This window comes from Falsihalocynthiibacter sp. CO-5D18 (genome assembly GCF_041205445.1).
Lineage (GTDB): Bacteria > Pseudomonadota > Alphaproteobacteria > Rhodobacterales > Rhodobacteraceae > Falsihalocynthiibacter > Falsihalocynthiibacter arcticus.
On record NZ_JBGFCF010000006.1, the window covers coordinates 157,119 to 174,957 of the forward strand.

Annotated in this window: 20 protein-coding genes; 11 read left to right on the forward strand and 9 right to left on the reverse strand. The window is 50.0% G+C overall.

The features are described from left to right. The first annotated feature begins 14 nt into the window (after positions 1-14). Together AB9F27_RS10275 and AB9F27_RS10280 are read left to right on the forward strand one after the other, a co-directional pair. Positions 15-1,112 carry an alpha/beta hydrolase gene (locus AB9F27_RS10275; RefSeq protein WP_052274903.1) on the forward strand — a complete coding sequence of 366 codons (1,098 nt, stop codon included), beginning with the start codon at positions 15-17 and terminating at the stop codon, positions 1,110-1,112. Between the two features lie 60 nt (positions 1,113-1,172). Then, positions 1,173-2,396, forward strand: a complete 1,224-nt coding sequence (locus tag AB9F27_RS10280; RefSeq protein ID WP_335583939.1) for an MFS transporter — start codon at positions 1,173-1,175, stop codon at positions 2,394-2,396. Here the strand turns inward: AB9F27_RS10280 and AB9F27_RS10285 are convergent. From AB9F27_RS10285 to AB9F27_RS10295, 3 genes are read right to left on the reverse strand one after another with little or no spacing between them, the layout of a single operon-like run. Continuing rightward, a complete protein-coding gene (locus AB9F27_RS10285) occupies positions 2,379-2,975 on the reverse strand; it encodes a Smr/MutS family protein (RefSeq protein WP_335583938.1) in 597 nt (198 codons plus the stop codon). The two genes, AB9F27_RS10280 and AB9F27_RS10285, sit on opposite strands and share 18 nt — an antisense overlap. Next, the gene (locus AB9F27_RS10290) at positions 2,972-3,997 is read right to left on the reverse strand and encodes an MltA domain-containing protein (protein ID WP_335583937.1); all 1,026 of its coding nucleotides are present in this window, start codon (positions 3,995-3,997) and stop codon (positions 2,972-2,974) included. Before AB9F27_RS10290 ends, AB9F27_RS10285 begins: the two co-directional genes overlap by 4 nt. A gap of 3 nt (positions 3,998-4,000) precedes the next feature. After that, positions 4,001-4,657, reverse strand: coding sequence for a Tim44/TimA family putative adaptor protein (locus AB9F27_RS10295; protein WP_335583936.1), 657 nt, complete (start codon positions 4,655-4,657; stop codon positions 4,001-4,003). 108 nt (positions 4,658-4,765) lie between these two features. Between AB9F27_RS10295 and AB9F27_RS10300 the strand changes: the two genes are divergently transcribed. Further along, a complete protein-coding gene (locus AB9F27_RS10300) occupies positions 4,766-5,251 on the forward strand; it encodes an FxsA family protein (RefSeq protein WP_335583935.1) in 486 nt (161 codons plus the stop codon). A 60-nt stretch (positions 5,252-5,311) separates the two neighbouring features. Continuing rightward, complete coding sequence (secB, locus tag AB9F27_RS10305; RefSeq protein WP_039002881.1) at positions 5,312-5,827, forward strand: protein-export chaperone SecB; 516 nt, start codon at positions 5,312-5,314, stop codon at positions 5,825-5,827. 1 nt (position 5,828) lies between these two features. On the opposite strand, the gene dnaQ is transcribed toward secB, so the two are convergent. From dnaQ to AB9F27_RS10325, 4 genes are read right to left on the reverse strand one after another with little or no spacing between them, the layout of a single operon-like run. After that, the gene (gene dnaQ, locus AB9F27_RS10310; RefSeq protein WP_039002880.1) at positions 5,829-6,518 is read right to left on the reverse strand and encodes a DNA polymerase III subunit epsilon; all 690 of its coding nucleotides are present in this window, start codon (positions 6,516-6,518) and stop codon (positions 5,829-5,831) included. Further along, the gene (coaE, locus tag AB9F27_RS10315; RefSeq protein ID WP_335583934.1) at positions 6,511-7,110 is read right to left on the reverse strand and encodes a dephospho-CoA kinase; all 600 of its coding nucleotides are present in this window, start codon (positions 7,108-7,110) and stop codon (positions 6,511-6,513) included. Before coaE ends, dnaQ begins: the two co-directional genes overlap by 8 nt. Next, positions 7,107-7,943 (reverse strand): shikimate dehydrogenase, encoded by an 837-nt coding sequence (locus AB9F27_RS10320; RefSeq protein WP_335583933.1) that lies wholly within the window; start codon positions 7,941-7,943, stop codon positions 7,107-7,109. Before AB9F27_RS10320 ends, coaE begins: the two co-directional genes overlap by 4 nt. Then, positions 7,940-8,539 carry a nucleoside triphosphate pyrophosphatase gene (locus tag AB9F27_RS10325; protein ID WP_335583932.1) on the reverse strand — a complete coding sequence of 200 codons (600 nt, stop codon included), beginning with the start codon at positions 8,537-8,539 and terminating at the stop codon, positions 7,940-7,942. Before AB9F27_RS10325 ends, AB9F27_RS10320 begins: the two co-directional genes overlap by 4 nt. 404 nt (positions 8,540-8,943) lie before the next feature. Between AB9F27_RS10325 and hemJ the strand changes: the two genes are divergently transcribed. The 7 genes from hemJ to AB9F27_RS10360 all read left to right on the forward strand — a co-directional run bounded on the left by hemJ (position 8,944) and on the right by AB9F27_RS10360 (position 16,335). Beyond that, on the forward strand, positions 8,944-9,396 hold the full coding sequence (gene hemJ, locus AB9F27_RS10330; protein ID WP_335583931.1) for a protoporphyrinogen oxidase HemJ: 453 nt from the start codon (positions 8,944-8,946) through the stop codon (positions 9,394-9,396). A 125-nt stretch (positions 9,397-9,521) separates the two neighbouring features. Then, positions 9,522-10,793 carry a transcription termination factor Rho gene (gene rho / locus AB9F27_RS10335; protein WP_335583930.1) on the forward strand — a complete coding sequence of 424 codons (1,272 nt, stop codon included), beginning with the start codon at positions 9,522-9,524 and terminating at the stop codon, positions 10,791-10,793. Between the two features lie 49 nt (positions 10,794-10,842). Next, positions 10,843-12,126 (forward strand): tRNA uridine-5-carboxymethylaminomethyl(34) synthesis GTPase MnmE, encoded by a 1,284-nt coding sequence (gene mnmE, locus AB9F27_RS10340; RefSeq protein ID WP_335583929.1) that lies wholly within the window; start codon positions 10,843-10,845, stop codon positions 12,124-12,126. A 12-nt stretch (positions 12,127-12,138) separates the two neighbouring features. Then, complete coding sequence (gene mnmG / locus AB9F27_RS10345) at positions 12,139-14,004, forward strand: tRNA uridine-5-carboxymethylaminomethyl(34) synthesis enzyme MnmG (protein WP_335583928.1); 1,866 nt, start codon at positions 12,139-12,141, stop codon at positions 14,002-14,004. Then, a complete protein-coding gene (gene rsmG / locus AB9F27_RS10350; RefSeq protein WP_335583927.1) occupies positions 14,004-14,630 on the forward strand; it encodes a 16S rRNA (guanine(527)-N(7))-methyltransferase RsmG in 627 nt (208 codons plus the stop codon). Before mnmG ends, rsmG begins: the two co-directional genes overlap by 1 nt. After that, on the forward strand, positions 14,623-15,438 hold the full coding sequence (locus AB9F27_RS10355; protein WP_039002868.1) for a ParA family protein: 816 nt from the start codon (positions 14,623-14,625) through the stop codon (positions 15,436-15,438). The genes rsmG and AB9F27_RS10355 overlap by 8 nt, the downstream gene beginning before the upstream one ends. 3 nt (positions 15,439-15,441) lie before the next feature. Next, entirely contained in the window at positions 15,442-16,335 is an 894-nt protein-coding gene (locus tag AB9F27_RS10360; RefSeq protein ID WP_335583926.1) for a ParB/RepB/Spo0J family partition protein, read from the forward strand. On the opposite strand, the gene AB9F27_RS10365 is transcribed toward AB9F27_RS10360, so the two are convergent. Together AB9F27_RS10365 and hemW are read right to left on the reverse strand one after the other, a co-directional pair. After that, positions 16,325-16,678, reverse strand: a complete 354-nt coding sequence (locus tag AB9F27_RS10365; protein ID WP_335583925.1) for a YbaN family protein — start codon at positions 16,676-16,678, stop codon at positions 16,325-16,327. The two genes, AB9F27_RS10360 and AB9F27_RS10365, sit on opposite strands and share 11 nt — an antisense overlap. Then, entirely contained in the window at positions 16,679-17,839 is a 1,161-nt protein-coding gene (hemW, locus tag AB9F27_RS10370; RefSeq protein WP_335583924.1) for a radical SAM family heme chaperone HemW, read from the reverse strand.

Sequence of the window (17,839 nt, forward strand, 5' to 3'; positions counted from 1 at the left end):
ATAAGGTTCAAAATATGCGCGTTCTTTTTGCCTTATGGTTGGTCGTTTTGTCTGGTTGTGCAATTCAAAACGACCTGAGCTACACTGATCGCGCCGATGTGGGGGCCGTGGTGCCGATCTACGTGGGCACCACGCGCAATCCTACCAACGATGGAACTTTCAACAGTTCACTCGCGGACGCCACCAATTACGTACGCTATGATGTATCCATTCCACCCCTGCATGAGCCAGGAAAAATTGAATGGCCATTGGGTAAAACACCTAATCCCGAAAAGAATTTTGCGGTTACGGCGAAATACACCTACGCGGACGACACTGCGTTCAAGGCATCCCTGCGTAAGCAAATTATAGAAAAATCGCCCGTAAAAAAGCGCGTGTATGTCTATGTACATGGTTTTTACAACACATTTGGCGACGGGCTTTACCGTGCTGCTCAAATTTCAAATGATTTTTCAGTGAATGCTGTTGTTACGCATTTCGCTTGGCCCAGCACCGGAAGTGCTTTTGGATACGCCCATGATCGCGATGCCGTTTTGACTGCGCGCGACAGCTTTCAGGAATTTCTCGAAACTGTAAAAGACGCGGGCGCTTCTGAAATCGTTATTGTAGCGCACTCGCTCGGGGCCGCCCTCACGATGGAAACCTTGCGCAGCATCGCCATTGAGGACGAAGGCGCAGTCACGCGTATGATCAAGGGGGTCGCCTTAATTGCCCCTGACCTCGATGTCGATTTATTCGTAAGTCAGGCGTCGCGCATTGGGAAACTTCCCGATTTCTTTGTGATTTTCACGTCCTCACGTGACCGCGCTCTGCAACTCTCGGCGCGCGTGTCTGGCGAGACCGCTCGCCTCGGAAATATTCAGGATGTAACGCCAATCGCGCATTTGGAAACAGTTGTTTGGGATATCTCGGCTCTGGATGGAATTCAAAAGAGCAACCACTTGGCAGCCTTCGAAAATCCCGAAGCGCTTGAGTTTATTCAACTCATTCAAGGGCGTGAGGCCGTTCTTTCGGTAAGTGGGAAAACGCTTCCCGGCCCGTTCCCGAGCGTTGCGATTTCAATCAACAACCTAACGCGTATCGTGCTGTCACCCGAGAGCGCTAACAATTAGGGCTTTTCGCTCCGCGATCTTTGCGCCACAAGGTAGGCTCCCTTACAGCAAAGTTATGGTATGACTTACCCCTCTTTTTTACTGGCCAACGCCCGTTGGCTTTCCGCCGGATTTTTGATCGCATTTGTTTCAAGTTTTGGGCAAACGTATTTCATCGCAATTTTCGCGGGCTCAATACGCGCTGAATTTGATCTTTCTCATGGGGCTTGGGGTGGGATTTATCTTATTGGAACGTCTGCTTCTGCCATCCTGATGGTTTGGGCGGGTGGTTTGGTAGACCGTTGGCGTATCCGTACTTTATGCGCGGGTATATTTGCACTGCTGGCGCTAGCATGCCTCGCGATGGCCACGGTTCCAAATGCGACAGCCCTCATCTTCGTGATCTTTGCTCTTCGATTCACGGGTCAGGGCATGTTGGCGCACGCTGCAATGGTTTCAATGGCGCGCTGGTTCGTTGCAACGCGTGGGCGGGCCTTGGCGATTGCTTCGCTTGGCTTCAAAACGGGCGAGGCCGCGCTCCCGATTGTTTTCGTGTTCCTTATGACGTGGATGTCGTGGCGCGGATTGTGGGTTTTGGCTGCAGGCTTGACCTTTATCATTCTTCCAATTGTCCTTGCCCTCCTCAGTAACGAACGAACTCCACAATCCCTCGCCAAAATGGAACATTCCAAGGGGATGAATGGTGTGGATTGGACGCGCAACCAAACGCTGAAGCACTGGCTTTTTTGGCTGATGATCTTGGCGATTGCTGGGCCGCCCTGCTTCATAACGACATTCTTTTTTCAACAGGTGCACATTAGCGAAGTTAAAGGGTTTTCTCATATTAGTTTTGTGGCACTTTTCCCCATTTTCACGGTCGTAAGCTCCCTTTCGATGATCGCCGCGGGTTGGGCGATTGACCGGTTTTCAACGCCCCGCATCTTGGCCGTGTACCTCGTCCCGATGATCGTCGGATTCATACTCGGTGCGCAAAGCGGCACCTTGTTTGAAATGGCGGTCGCTATGTCCTTTTTAGGGCTATCCCAAGGGGCGGCGTCCGTGCTTTTGCCCGCGTTTTGGGCCGAGTTTTATGGGACGCGTAACCTTGGCTCAATCAAGGCAATGGCGGCGGCCGTTATGGTAGCAGCATCGGCGATTGGACCCGGATTATCGGGGGTATTGATTGATCAAGGAATTGATTTTTCAAAACAAATGATTGGAATTGCGATCTATTTTGTCGTCGCAATTGTTGGGGTATGGATCGGAATGTTCCGTGCCACGCCTTTGTTATCTGTGGCGCCGTAGGTACACATAATAGGCGCCACCGCCGCCATGTTTGAGATGGGCTTCGCTGATTTGGAGTACGGCGGAGCGTAGAGGTGGCATCATCAACCACTGTGGTACTTGATGCTTGAGAACCCCATAGGGAACCGGAATTGGGCCGGGCTCATCACGGTACTTGCCCTTGCCCGTCACAACCAAAACCAGACGTCTTCCATCGGCATATGCATCCAGAATAAACCGATTTAGGGCGGGGTGGGCGTTGGCCATTGTCATCCCATGTAAATCCAGTTTTCCTTCGGGCGAGAGCCTGCCTTTTTTCATTTTGCCAAAGGTTTTGTGATCCATTTGAACGGGCGCTTGCGAAATACGGTCCGCGAGACTTGGGAGCAGGGCATGCCCCTTAACATGCGGGATTGCCGTTTCACCAATATGGAATGCCCGTAGCCCTGATTTGTTTATTTTCAACGGTTTGCGCGTGGCTTGCACGGTTCTGTCGCTCAACGATTGTGGTTGGCGGATGGGGTGAAGGGGGTTGGTTTGAATGGCAACCGTTTGCCATAATTCTTCTTCATCCGGCCTTAAGCCGCGAGGTTTTTTCATTCCTGAGCCCCCTCCGGAGCCATGGCAAATGCCAGTTGAATGGGCATCAGAACAACCATCCTGCCGCCATCTTTGGTTTGCCCTGCAATTTTCCCCGCAACCTCCCCCGTGCCGAAGAAAATATCTGCGCGTTGAGCACCTTTAATCGCTCCACCTTTATCTTGAGCGACCATAAGCCGCTGAAGGCTTGGGCTGCCTGATTTTTCAATCCAAACTGGCGCACCGAGGGTGGTGTATAGAGGATCAACAGCCAAAGATCGCATAGATGTAAGCGGACGGCTCATCGCGCCGTGCGGCCCCTTGTGCGACGGTAGAGACAGTTTGCGAAAAAAGACATACGAGGGGTTCGACCAAAGAATCTGCTGCCCAAAACCTGGGTTTCGGCCAAACCAATCGCGAATCCGCGCAGCTGAAGCTTGGCTACGAGGTATAATCCCCTGATCAATCATCGTCTGAGCGATGGAGCGATTTGGGTGCCCGTTTTCGCCGCTATAGCCCACGCGGATACTGCTTCCGTCGGTCAGGTTCACACGGCCAGACCCTTGAATTTGCAGGTAATAAACATCGACGGGATTATCGACCCACGCAATCTCAAGACCGCGCAGCGCTCCCGTTTCATCTATCTGTTGGCGTGTGTAATTAAGGAAGGGTTCTTGTGGCCTGCGATACAACGGGTAGCGATAAACACTGTCTTGAAACCGCGCGCCGTTTAATTCGGGTTCAAAATACCCCGTAAAAAGGGTTGGAGTCCCGTTTTCAATTATGACGGGCCGAAAGAACAACTCAAAGAAAGCTTTTGCATCCGGATTCGATTGGGCAAACGCGCAAAGGCTGGCCCATTCCTGATCCTCCATCCGTGAACAGGTCCCTTGATACGCTTCAAGGGCAGCTTGGTGATTGTCCGAATGCCAACCAGAAAGAGAATCAAACGATAGAACACGCGCGGTCGCCTCGGCTGAAGCCTCAGAAACAACAAAGGGTGCCAGAAGCACCCCAAGTCCTATTTTTAGCCGCGATATCACGCGTTATCCGCCCGTTTGTACAAGCTGCCAGTTGGGATCGGCGGCACCTAAGGTCCGAGCAAACGTCCAGACATCTTTCTGACGTTTCACTGTGGTCGCATCGCCCTCAATAATTTCACCCGAATTATCGCGTACAATAGATGTCAATTCTCCGGTAAACTTAATCGTTACTTCACCAACTGAGCTTTTCGGATCAAATTCAGCGCCAACAAGCGCCAAGTCACGCACGCCGATGAACTGCGCTTCGATGGTCAAACCACGATCTTCGCGATCCGCGATAACATCCACAAAGCTCTGATGAACATCTTCAGAAAGATAAGGCGCAATATCGTCCAAATCCCCATGCTCAAAGCCCATTAGAATCATTTCATACGCACCGCGTGCGCCGCCTAGAAACTCTGTAATCGAAAGATTTGGTTCAATCTTTTTCATTTGAGTGATCGCGGCGATTGTGTCGGCGTCGTCCGTGTGATCGACGATGTCGCGATCTGGCCCACCTTCAATCACCGAAAAAGTTGGCCCTTTGACAGCTTTCGGCGCAAGGGTGTCCTCGCGAGGGGGCTCAAACCCGTCGCGTGTCCCAAGCACATCTTTCAGCTTGAGAATTAAAAATATCGCGATTCCAGCCAATACCAGAAGTTGCAGTCCGCCACCGTTCATCGAAACCTCGTCCAAAATGGAAATAGTTGGAAACTTTCCTTGTGAGAACATATGTAAGGTACCGAAGCACTAGAAACAACTGGTGCAAGCAAAGTCTTAGGGGGTCTTATGTGGCTTTTAATCGCTTTTATCGCAATTCCGATAATTGAAATCACACTTTTTCTCGAAGTTGGCGGAATTATCGGGACATGGCCGACAATTGGCATCGTAATTCTGACCGCTGTTGTAGGGTCGTATTTGATGCGGGTGCAGGGTGCGATGGCGCTTTCGTCGCTTCAGGCGTCCTTTCAGGAGATGCGCGACCCCACGGTTCCGATTGCAAACGGCGCGATGATCTTGCTGGCCGGGGCGCTCCTCGTGACGCCTGGATTTTTCACCGACAGCATCGGGATTTTGCTCCTGCTGCCGCCGTTTCGGGCTTTAGTGATCAAATTCGTCGGGTCCCGGATGAACGTTCAGAGCTTTAGCACGTCAGGCTTCTCAAACAATCCGCGCTACAAATCCGACGAAGAGGGAGTCATTGACGGCGATTATGCGCGCGTTGAACCGGATGCGCCCCATATTGACCCGCCTTCAAACGGGACCAAGGATTGAGCGTCGCCCACCAACCTGATACATGAAATTAGAATTTACGATTTTTAGGAGAACTAAGGAATGACCGAAGAAACAACCGGTGCACCAGAAGCGCCAGCGGCGGCGGCACCGACTGCACCCGCGATGCAAGTTTTAGCTCAATTCATCCGCGATCTTTCGTTTGAAAATATCGTGGCGCAGAAAGGTATTACCAGCGCTTCGCAGCCTGATGTGCAAGTTCAAGTGAACCTAGATGCGAAAAAACGGACTGTGGATAAGCAATTCGAAGTTTCCATGAAGCTGAAAATCACCAGCAATGTTAAAGAATCTGGCGAGCCAATGTTCCTTATGGAGCTTGATTACGGCGGAATTTTCCACATCGACAATGTGCCAGAAGATCAACTGCACCCGTTCTTGTTGATTGAATGCCCACGGATGTTGTTCCCTTATGTGCGCCGCATTGTTGGCGACGTTACACGGGATGGTGGCTTCCCACCGCTAAACCTTGAAACGATTGATTTTCTTGCTCTTTACCGTGCCGAACTTACTCGTCGCGCACAAGCTGAAGCAGCGGCGAGCCCCGCTCCAGTTTCCTAAATCAGAGCTTTTTCCAAAGCGCGCCGTCGCCTATTTTGTTGATAAATTCAACATGGGCGGCGGCTTCTTCCTCGGTTAGGCGGCTTGGCAAAGCTGTTTCTCGCCGCTTCGGACGCCAAGAATCTCCATTCGAACCGTCATTCTGCGATTGCTCGCTGGTTTTTAGGGCGAAATCAGGCTGACGACCGCCAATAAGCTCCAAATACACTTCCGCGAGGATCTCAGAGTCAAGAAGTGCGCCGTGAAGGGTGCGCGACGAATTATCGATGCCAAATCGACGGCACAGCGCATCGAGGGAGGCGGGCGATCCGGGAAACCGTTTGCGCGCAATCGCCAGAGTATCCAGCGCTTGTGACATCGGTAGGAGAGGGCGGTTAACCCAGCCCAATTCGGCGTTCAAGAACTTCATGTCAAAAGCCGCGTTGTGAATGACCATGCGGTCATTGCCAACGAAATCCACGAAATCCTGCGCGATATCCGCAAAAACTGGCTTATCTGAAAGGAATTCAATCGACAGGCCGTGAATCTCGAACGCCCCCTGCGGCATATCCCGTTTTGGGTTAATATATTGGTGATATGTCCGGCCTGTTGGCAATTGGTTCATCAGTTCGACAATGCCAATTTCAACGAGGCGGTCGCCCTCTTCAGGCTTGAATCCTGTGGTTTCTGTGTCGAGCACGAGTTCACGCATGGAACGTCCCTTTTTTTATCCGCTCTACAATATCAGCAACGATTTGTCTTGTCTCGTCGATGTTCAGGGTTGGGATGACGATATCTGCACGCGCACGTTTTTGCGCATCGGGCATTTGTTTGGAGAGGATTATGTTGAATGTATCTTCGCTCATCGTACCACGAGCCAAAACCCGTTTGCGCTGAATTTCTGACGGGACTGAAACCACAGCAACCGCGTCCATCTGCATTTGTGTACCGTTCTCAAACAAGAGAGGGATATCCAAAACGATGATGTCGGCGGTATTTTGTTCAACAAAGGCTTGCCGATCTGAAGCTACAAGCGGATGCACAATCGCTTCGATGCGGGACAGGGCCTTAGAGTCTGTGGCAATCCACTCCTTCAAGCGGTCCCGGCTTACGGCACCGTTTACAACCGCCTTAGAATGGATTTCGGACAAGGGTACAGCGGCCAATCCGCCCTTTTGATACAGGCGCGCAACTGCCGCATCTGCATCCCAAACGGCACACCCCAAGTCAGCAAACATTTGGGCGGTTGTCGATTTACCCATGCCTATTGAGCCGGTTAGACCAAGTATGAAGGGATTTTTCACGCTTCTAGAACTGCGCGGCGCAATTCATCGTCAACTTCGGGGCGCACGCCAAACCACCGCTCAAACGCAGGGGCGGCTTGATGCAGGAGCATTCCCAAGCCATCCACGGTGTGGCATCCCATTAAATCGGCATCATCAAGGAATTTGGTGCGCAGCGGGGTATAAACAAGGTCGGTTACGACCGTACCTTTGCGCAACCCGTCTAGAGGAATTCGAAACTCAGACCCACCCGTCATCCCTAACGACGTCGTGTTTACGACGGTAGCGGCATCTTCGAGCATGTTGCCCGCCTGAACCCAATCAACCACGGTCACCTTTTGCCCAAACTCACTTCGCAACGCTTCTGATCGGTTTTTGGTGCGATTGGCGAGGAGAATTTCCGGAACGCCAACCTCAAGCAAGCTGGCAATCACCGCGCGCGCCGCACCACCAGCCCCGATAACGGCTGCGGGGCCGAGTTTTGGTTGCCACGTGGGTGCGCCCTGTTTCAGGTTTTCGATAAAGCCGAACCCGTCGGTGTTATCAGCATGAACTTTGCCATCTTTGCGAAAAATCAGAGTGTTGGCTGCGCCGATGAGCGACGCGCGATCGGTAACAAGGTCGGCGAATTCCAGAACGGCTTCTTTATGGGGGATCGTCACATTAATCCCAACGAACCCAAGCTTGGGCAAGGTTTGGATCGCTTCCCCAAGGTCCGCGCGTTCAATGTGCATCGGGATGTACTGCCCCGCGATCCCATATTTTTTGAGCCAATAGCCGTGAAGGGCAGGGGAGCGGCTGTGAGCAATAGGGGCGCCAATGACGCCGGCGAGGGGAATTCTGGTCTCGCTCATGAAGGAAGGTCTCCGCGTAGGGTTAGAAAGGACAGGACTTCGAGTAGGGGCAGGCCGAGAACGGTGAAGTAGTCGCCCTCAATACGGGTAAACAGGCGCACGCCTTCTTTTTCAAGCTGATATCCGCCGACACAGTGGCGAATTTCTTCCCAGTTCCGCTCTACATAGGACTCTATATAGGTGTCGGATAAAGTGCGCATTTGCAGGCGGACAACGCCCACATGCCGCCACAAGGGTTTCCCGTCGAGATAGATGACAGCCGCCGAGAGAAGTTGATGTTTCTGACCTGACATGGCTCGCAATTGTGCAATGGCCTCGTCCTTGGTCGTGGGCTTGTTGAATATGGCTCCCTTGAAGTCGAGAACTTGATCGCATCCAAGCGTCAGCGCATCTGGATTTTTCTGACTGACCTTGCGGGCCTTATACTCGGCGAGAGCATCGGCAATATCCCTTGGTGCTGCTTTTTCGGCAACAAGAGCGGCTTTTATCGCCTCTTCGTCCACACGCGGCTTTTGCGCGGTAAATTCAACACAGGCGTTCGTGAGCATCTCAGCACGAATTTGTGAGCCTGAGGCCAAAATGAGTGGAGAGGGCATGTGGACGATCCTGTGGGCGAATCCCCCGTTTAATCAGGGGTTGAATTGTTGATAACTGGGGCTCTTCTCGAAAACAGGCAATCTCACTGAGTTTGTCAAGGTTCACAAAGCATTTATGCACTGTGGATGAGGATAACTTGTCGCGGTGTACAACTGAAAAATGCAAGAGATGTCTACATTCTATACTCAAGCTATCCACATTTTAACTTCTCAAATGCCACTAATTATATGGCGCAATGGGACTTACCCACAGGCAAGAACGCTTAGACTATCAAAGAATCTGACCTTGTATGAAACTGGGGAGAAATCAATAATCCACAGAAAGAGCGACCCCTACTTAATCATCATCCTTCTATAAATACTTTATTATTATTATAGGGAGGATATGAAACCTCGAGGTGCCCATGTTTGATATTCTCCAGTCGATTTACCCTTGGGTGAAATCCCTGCATGTAATTTCGGTTATCGCTTGGATGGCTGGAATGTTCTATTTACCACGATTATATGTCTATCATGTCGAAAGCGTTAAGAAGGGCAGTGAAACAGATGCGCTTTTTCAACTTATGGAGCGACGCCTTCTCAAGGTCATCATAAACCCAGCAATGATCGCCACATGGGTGTTTGGAATATTACTCGCGCTTACCCCAGGTATTGTTGATTGGAGCGCTGTATGGCCCTATGCGAAGTTTGCGAGTGTTTTGGGATTAAGTGGCGTGCATGGAATGCTATCAAAGTATCGCCGCGCCTTTGAAGCTGGCGAAAACGTAAAATCCGGTCGGTATTTTCGGATGCTGAATGAAGTTCCGACGGTTCTAATGGTTATTATCGTCGTATCAATTATTGCGCGCCCATTCTAAAATATTGACTTAAGCAAAGATGCGTCCTATTTAGCCCCTAGGCGGCCGTCCGGCCGTTTGCTTTCTGTATCCATAACCTAAATGCCCGCGTGCCAAATCTTTGGCCGGACAAGGACGTACCCCCCATGAGTGAGAACACCCTTAATCTTTCTGAACTTAAGGCGCTTAAGCCCAAAGACCTGTTGTCTATGGCGGAAGAGCTTGAGATCGAAAACGCCTCTACTATGCGCAAGGGCGAGATCATGTTCCACATTTTGCGCGAACGTGCGGATGATGATTGGGAAGTGTCGGGCGACGGCGTTCTTGAGGTTTTGCAGGACGGATTCGGATTTTTGCGCAGCCCAGAGGCAAACTATTTGCCCGGCCCAGATGATATTTACCTGTCTCCAGAGATGATCCGCTCGTTTTCCATGCGCACCGGCGACACGGTAAATGGGGTTGTGAAGGCTCCCGGCGACACAGAGCGTTATTTTGCGATGACAAAAGTGACGTCAATCAATTTCCAAGAGCCTGAACGCAATCGTCACAAAATCAACTTTGATAACCTGACGCCGCTCTATCCTGATGAGCGTTTGATCATGGAAACCGACGATCCAACCACAAAAGACCGCTCTGCGCGGATCATTGATTTGGTTGCGCCGATTGGTAAAGGTCAACGTTCGTTGATTGTTGCGCCGCCACGGACCGGTAAAACGGTTTTGTTGCAGAATATTGCGTCTAGCATCGAGAAAAACCATCCTGAGTGTTATTTGATCGTTTTGCTGATCGATGAACGCCCAGAAGAGGTGACGGACATGCAGCGTAGCGTGAAAGGCGAGGTTGTTTCCTCAACTTTTGACGAGCCTGCAACGCGTCACGTCGCCGTTTCCGAGATGGTGATTGAAAAAGCCAAACGCCTTGTCGAACATAAACGTGATGTTGTGATCCTGCTGGATTCCATCACCCGCCTTGGTCGTGCCTTTAACACGGTTGTACCGTCCTCGGGTAAGGTACTGACAGGCGGTGTTGACGCGAACGCCTTGCAGCGCCCTAAGCGCTTTTTTGGTGCCGCACGTAACATCGAGGAGGGTGGAAGCCTGACCATTATCGCGACTGCGCTTATTGACACGGGCTCGCGTATGGACGAGGTCATCTTTGAAGAATTCAAAGGCACGGGTAACAGCGAGATTGTTCTCGATCGCAAGGTGGCTGATAAACGTGTCTTCCCTGCGATGGATATTCTGAAGTCTGGTACGCGCAAAGAAGAACTTCTGGTGAATAAAATAGACCTCCAGAAAACCTTTGTTCTGCGTCGCATTTTGAATCCAATGGGCACAACCGATGCCATTGAATTCCTGATTTCCAAGCTGAAACAGACCAAAACAAACTCCGACTTCTTTGATTCGATGAATACCTGAGCCTTTTTGGTTTTCATCACTTATTGTTTTAAAACAATGGGTTGTATATATGGACACGATCTACGCACTTGCGTCGGCGTCGGGTAAAGCTGGCGTCGCAATCGTTCGGATTTCCGGACCTGATGCGCATTCGGCGCTTACCCATTTTGGTGCGCGCATTCCAAAAATGCGGGAAGGCGTAGTTCGGAAACTCGTCGATTCTCAGAAGGTGCTTTTGGACGAAGCCTTGGTTTTGTGTTTCGCGGCGGGAAAAAGTTTTACCGGCGAGGAGATTACCGAATTACATTTGCACGGCTCGCAAGCAATTATCCGCGCGGTTTTGAAATCCCTTTCTGAATTTGAGGGTTTTCGCCTCGCAGAACCTGGAGAATTTACCCGTCGCGCCTTGGAGAATGGCTGTTTGGATTTAGCCCAAGTCGAGGGCTTAGCAGATCTGATCGATGCAGAAACCGAGATGCAACGCAGGCAAGCGTTGAGAGTTCTATCGGGTGCGCTGGGCGCAAAAGCGGAGGAGTGGCGTCGGAAACTTATCCGTTCGGCGGCTCTACTCGAAGCGACGATTGATTTTGTCGATGAAGATGTTCCGATTGATGTAACGCCAGAAGTGCTTGAACTAATTAATGGCGTTCAGGAAGAGTTGAAAGCCGAATCCGCAGGAAGCCATATTTCTGAGCGTATTCGTGAGGGGTTTGAAGTGGCTATCGTCGGCCCACCCAATGCTGGAAAATCTACATTGCTGAACGCACTGGCGGGCAGGGATGCTGCGATCACTTCAGAATTTGCTGGCACAACGCGGGACGTTATCGAAGTTCGGATGGACCTTGAGGGGTTGGCGGTTACGATTTTGGATACAGCGGGTTTGCGCGAGACAGAGGACTTTGTCGAAGGTATTGGCATTGAACGGGCCATTGAGCGTGCCAACAGTGCCGACTTGCGCGTACTTTTATCTGTAGACAATTCTGGCTATCCAGGGTTAATTCAGCACCCCGATGATATTCTCATTTCTGGTAAGGCTGACCTTTCTGGGAATGGAGGTGTTTCAGGAAAAACGGGGCAGGGTGTTTCTAGTCTCGTTCACCAAATATCGCGTATTCTATCTGAACGTGCACAAGGTGCAGTAACCGCGACCCATGAACGGCATAGGATTGCGATTGAGCATGGAATTGGGGCTTTAGAATCGGCGCGAGCTGAGGTATTGCAAGGGTCTGAACGGGCCGAATTTGCAGCTGAAGAACTTCGGTCTGTGGTGAGACGGCTTGATGCGATTGTTGGCCGTGTTGATGTTGAACATCTGCTGGATGAGATATTTAGCAGTTTTTGTCTTGGTAAATAGGGAGTGTTTCACGTGAAACATTCGGATTTTGATGTAATTGTTGTTGGTGGTGGACATGCGGGCACAGACGCTGCGCATGCATCAGCACGTATGGGCGCCCGAACTGCGCTGGTAACGCTTAATTTGAGTGGGATCGGAGTTATGTCATGTAACCCCGCGATCGGTGGTTTGGGAAAGGGGCATTTGGTTCGCGAAATCGATGCTCTCGACGGACTCATGGGGCGCGTTGCCGATAAGGCAGGGATCCAATTTCGATTGCTCAATCGCGGTAAGGGCCCTGCTGTACAAGGACCGCGCGCGCAAGCGGACAGAAAAATTTATCGTACCGAAATGCTTAAAGAAATTCAGGCAACCCAGAATTTGACGGTGGTCATCGGAGAGGCAATTGATTTTGTAATGGATGGCCATAAAGTGGCTGGCATTGTGCTTCAGGATGGATCCGAACTCTCATCAAAGTCGGTTATTTTGACTACGGGTACATTCCTCCGCGGAGTCATTCATATTGGCGACGTGCGTCGGCCAGGTGGACGTATGGGAGATAAACCCAGTGTTCAGCTTGCAGAGCGAATGGACTCATTTGGGTTGCCGTTGGGACGCCTAAAAACAGGCACGCCCCCTCGGTTAGATGGGCGATCTATCAATTGGGATATTCTTGAAAAACAGCCGGGTGACGATGAGCCAGTTATGTTTTCGTTTCTTTCCAAAAGGGTGTCCGCGAAACAAATATCTTGCGGCATTACCCATACCAACGAAAAAACGCATGATATCATTCGCGAAAACCTGGGTCGTTCCGCGATGTATGGCGGCCATATTGATGGCGTAGGTCCACGATATTGCCCGTCAATCGAAGATAAAGTCGTTCGCTTTGCCGACAAAAAATCGCATCAGATTTTCTTGGAACCCGAAGGTGTTGACGATTTCACGGTGTATCCGAATGGAATCTCGACTTCATTACCTGAAGATGTGCAAGAGGCGTATGTTCGATCGATTGTTGGACTTGAAAAGGTTGCAATCCTTCAGCCTGGGTATGCGATTGAATATGATTACGTAGACCCATTGGCGTTAAAACATACATTGGAACTTAAGGATGTACCGGGACTTTTCCTTGCTGGGCAGATAAATGGTACTACTGGGTATGAGGAAGCGGCGGCACAGGGTCTTGTTGCGGGTTTGAATGCAGCAAGGCGAGCCTTTGACAACGAGGAAGTAATTTTCAGTAGGGCGGAGTCCTACATAGGCGTCATGATCGATGATCTTGTGACGCTTGGTGTTTCTGAGCCTTATCGAATGTTTACTTCGCGGGCAGAATTCAGGTTGTCTTTACGCGCTGACAACGCCGATCAGAGACTCACGCCTGTTGGTATTGAACTCGGATGTGTCGGAAATGCTCGTCGAAGTGTTTTTGAAGCTAAAATTGAACGTTTGAAAGCGGCAACTATCCGGTTGGAAAAAATGTCAGTTACATCGAGGGCGATCGCCGAACTTGGAGTTAATATTAATAAGGACGGTGTCCGTAGGTCGGGATCAGAAATGCTTTCGATTGCGGGTGTCAATTTCGAGCATTTGGTTTCTCTCCAACCGGATCTGATCGATATTGACGATGAAATACAGATTCAAGTTGCCCGCGACGCGTTGTATTCGGTATATATTTCTCGGCAACAAAAGGATGTCGAGGCTGTAAAGCGGGATGAAAACCTTAGAATTCCAGAAAATATAGACTTCGCGTCATTAGCAGGTTTGTCCAATGAAATTAGGGCTAAACTAATTGAAATTCGACCTCAATCGATTGGCCACGCGAGTAGAATTCGAGGGATGACCCCCGCAGCATTGACGTTGGTCTTGGCGCGTGCAAGGCAGTTAGATCGGAAAAAGGCCTGATGGATCAAGAGGGCCGGAAAAACTTTTCACAGCATTTCGATGTTTCACGTGAAACAATGGACCGATTGGATAATTTCGTAGCACTTGTTGAAAAGTGGAACCCTAAAATAAACCTGATTTCAAAAAAATCAGTGGATGATATTTGGGGTCGCCACGTTCTAGATAGTGCGCAAGTGTTGGAATTTGGCAATAAGTCCGGAAAATGGGTGGATATAGGTAGCGGTGGGGGGTTTCCTGGTATTGTCGCCGCCATTCTTGCATGTGACGTGTCGCCGGAATTGAAATTCGTTTTGGTAGAAAGCGATCAGAGAAAAGCAGCCTTCCTAAGGGCCGCAGCGCGAACGGCGGATATTAGCCTCGAAATTATTGCCCAGAGGGTGGAAAATATCCCTTCTCTTGAAGCACAGACACTTTCAGCCCGCGCATTAGCTCCATTGGATAAACTTTTGGAATTTGCTAATCTGCATCTGGCCCCGAATGGGGTTGCGCTTTTTCCCAAAGGGGCTTCCTACAGGTCAGAAGTTGAAGATGCCCGTAAAAGATGGAATTTTGAACTGGAAGATATTTCAAGTAAGACAGATAGTGACGCAATGATATTGAGAGTTGGAGCTATCACAAATGTCTAACGCTTTGAGTCACAGTCAGCCCAAAATAATTGCGATAGCAAATCAAAAGGGCGGCGTTGGAAAAACCACTACATCCATTAATTTGGGAGCAGCACTGGCTAAAACTGGCTACAGGGTGCTTCTAGTTGATTTGGACCCTCAGGGAAATGCTTCGACGGGTCTAGGAATTGGAAGCGAAAAGCGAATTTCTACGACCTATGATCTCTTAGTTCATGATGCGTCCCTTTCAGAAGTTATTCAGGCTACGGCCGTCGAAGATATGGATATAATCCCTGCGACTACAGATCTAAGTTCTGCGGATATTGAGCTTTTGGCTAATGAGAAGCGCAGTTTTCTGCTTCACGATGCGTTACGGCAGCCGGCAATTTCCTCATACGACTACGATTATGTTCTTATTGATTGCCCACCGTCACTGAATATACTAACCGTGAATGCAATGGTCGCCGCGCACTCGGTACTCGTTCCCCTACAAAGCGAATTTTTTGCGTTGGAAGGGTTGTCTCAATTAATGATGACCGTACGCGAAGTCCGGGAAACCGCAAATTCCGGTCTTCGTATTGAGGGTATTGTACTGACAATGTACGATAAAAGAAATAATCTATCGCAAATGGTGGAAGCAGATGCGCGGGAAAACTTGGGCGATCTTGTGTTCAAAACGGTCATTCCACGAAATGTTCGGGTCAGCGAGGCACCATCTTACGCGATGCCTGTTGTAGATTACGATCCGAACTCCAAGGGGAGCTTGGCATATTTTGAAGTCGCGCGAGAGCTTGTTTCAAGGCACAACAGTTTAAAAACAAAGGTTTAACACATGGTGCAAAAAAAAAATGAACGGCGCGGTCTTGGGCGTGGACTTTCTGCACTCATGGCGGATGTAAACATTCCTGCGCCGCAAGATGAGAAAGAAGCACCAGTTAGGGCCGAGCAAACGATTCCAATTGAGCTTATTGAACCAAATCCAGATCAGCCACGTCGGCATTTTGACGAAGAGGCGCTTCAGGACCTGGCTAGATCGATCACGGAAAAGGGCGTAATTCAGCCACTTATCGTTCGTCCGAACCCAAGAAAACAGGGTTTGTATGAGATTGTCGCTGGTGAACGTCGCTGGAGAGCCTCTCAGATCGCGCAGCTGCATAAAGTCCCGGCAATTATACGCGAGCTGGACGACACAGAGGTGTTGGAGGTTGCTATTATCGAGAATATTCAACGTGCTGACTTGAATCCGGTCGAGGAAGCCATTGGGTATCGGCAATTGATGGACAGATTTGGGCATACACAGGAAAAAGTGGCGTCAGCCCTTTCGAAAAGTAGAAGCTATATCGCAAATCTCCTTCGGTTACTTCAACTTCCAGAGGATGTTTTGGCCCTACTTCGTGACGGCTCGCTGACCACAGGTCATGCGCGCGCTTTGATTACGGCCCCGAATGCTTCTGAATTGGCTAAAAAAATTGTAGCTGAAGGGCTATCCGTTCGCCAAACCGAAAAGCTCGTAAAAATTGGGGACAATAGTACTAAGAATCAAAAGTCCCCAAAGGCTTCGAAGGATGCTGACACTGTGGCAATCGAAGGGGATCTTTCGGCGGCGTTAGGGATGGATACAGTGATCGACCATTTGGCAGGAAAAGAGAGCGGTAAAGTCTCAATCAAGTATAAGTCCCTGGAGCAATTAGACGAAATTTGCCGTATATTGTCGTCTACGCGCTAGGCCTGGTCCACAAGAAAGCCATTACGCATAGGAGGCAAACAGCCTGAATGCCTAATACTAATGGCTTAAGGTCAAAGAACACCGATAGCGCAAAGGTGAAAATTACCGAGAGAGTTGCATAGATTTTTGCTCTTATATTGATTGATCCATGCTCGTTCCAATCTTGAATGGGGGCTCCCAATTTCGGATGGTAAATGAGCCAGTTGTGGAGATTTTCAGATGAACGAGCAAAAAGAAACGCCGCTAGAAGTAGAAACGGCACCGTTGGCAGAAGGGGTAAAGCTATTCCGATAATTCCAAGCGTTAGTGCCGCGATACCCAGTATCAGCCATACGGTCTTCAATTAAACATCCGCCAATAACGCGCGTAGAACGGCGTTGAGTATTACACGCCCTTGTTTCGTGGCTCTGAGACGTTCGCCGTTGTTAACAAGCATTCCCATATCGACCAAGTCGTCGATTTTTATGCGACTTAGAGTTTTCTTAGAAAGCGACGCAAATCGATCGAGAGAAATTCCTTCCTCCAACCTAAGCCCCATCATTAGCATCTCTGTTGCTTGCTCTAGCTGGGGAATTGTATCTCTCAGTGATTCACCAGTGCCACGCGTTTCGACGCTAGTCAGCCACTTTTCAGGCTGCCGAAAAGTTTCGACCGCGAATTTTTGCCCCCCGAGAGTTAAGCGACCATGGGCACCGGGCCCGACCCCAACGTAATCTCCATAGCGCCAGTAAATGAGGTTGTGGCGGCTTTCAGACCCTATTCTGGCATGATTAGACACCTCATAGGCCGACAAGCCAGCGGCGTCACAAAGTTCTTGTGTGACAAAAAACATGTCAGATGCGAGGTCATCCGATGGAAGACCGCGTAGACCTCCGCGCGCTAGTCTATCTCCGAAGGCGGTACCGTCCTCGATCGTAAGTTGGTACAGAGAAAGGTGATCTATGGATAATTCCAGCGCTTCTTTCAATTCGGCCTTCCATTGATTTAGCGTTTGATCCTGACGGGCATATATCAAGTCAAAACTCACTCTATCGAAATTTTGTCTAGCAATATCAAATGCTTGCTTGCCTTCTTGGACGGAATGAAGGCGCCCCAAACGTTTTAAGTCTATGTCATTCAGAGCCTGAAATCCCATAGATATACGGTTCACACCGCCATCCCGAAAACCAATAAATTTCCCAGCTTCAATTGAAGTGGGGTTGGCCTCCAGTGAAATTTCTATGTCATTTGCTATAGGCCATAGGTGCTTAGCGCGCTCAATAATTGCACCGACGACTTCAGGGTCCATCAAGCTCGGCGTGCCGCCGCCAAAGAAAATTGTATTTAGAATGCGTGGTCCGATTTCGGCGGAAACCCTGTCTAATTCAGCCAAATAGGCTCTAAGCCAACGTTTTTGATCTACCTCAGCAGAGACGTGGCTGTTGAAATCGCAATAGGGGCACTTGGATTGGCAGAAAGGCCAATGGACGTAGAGTCCGAAACCGCCGTTCTGCCAATCTTCCAT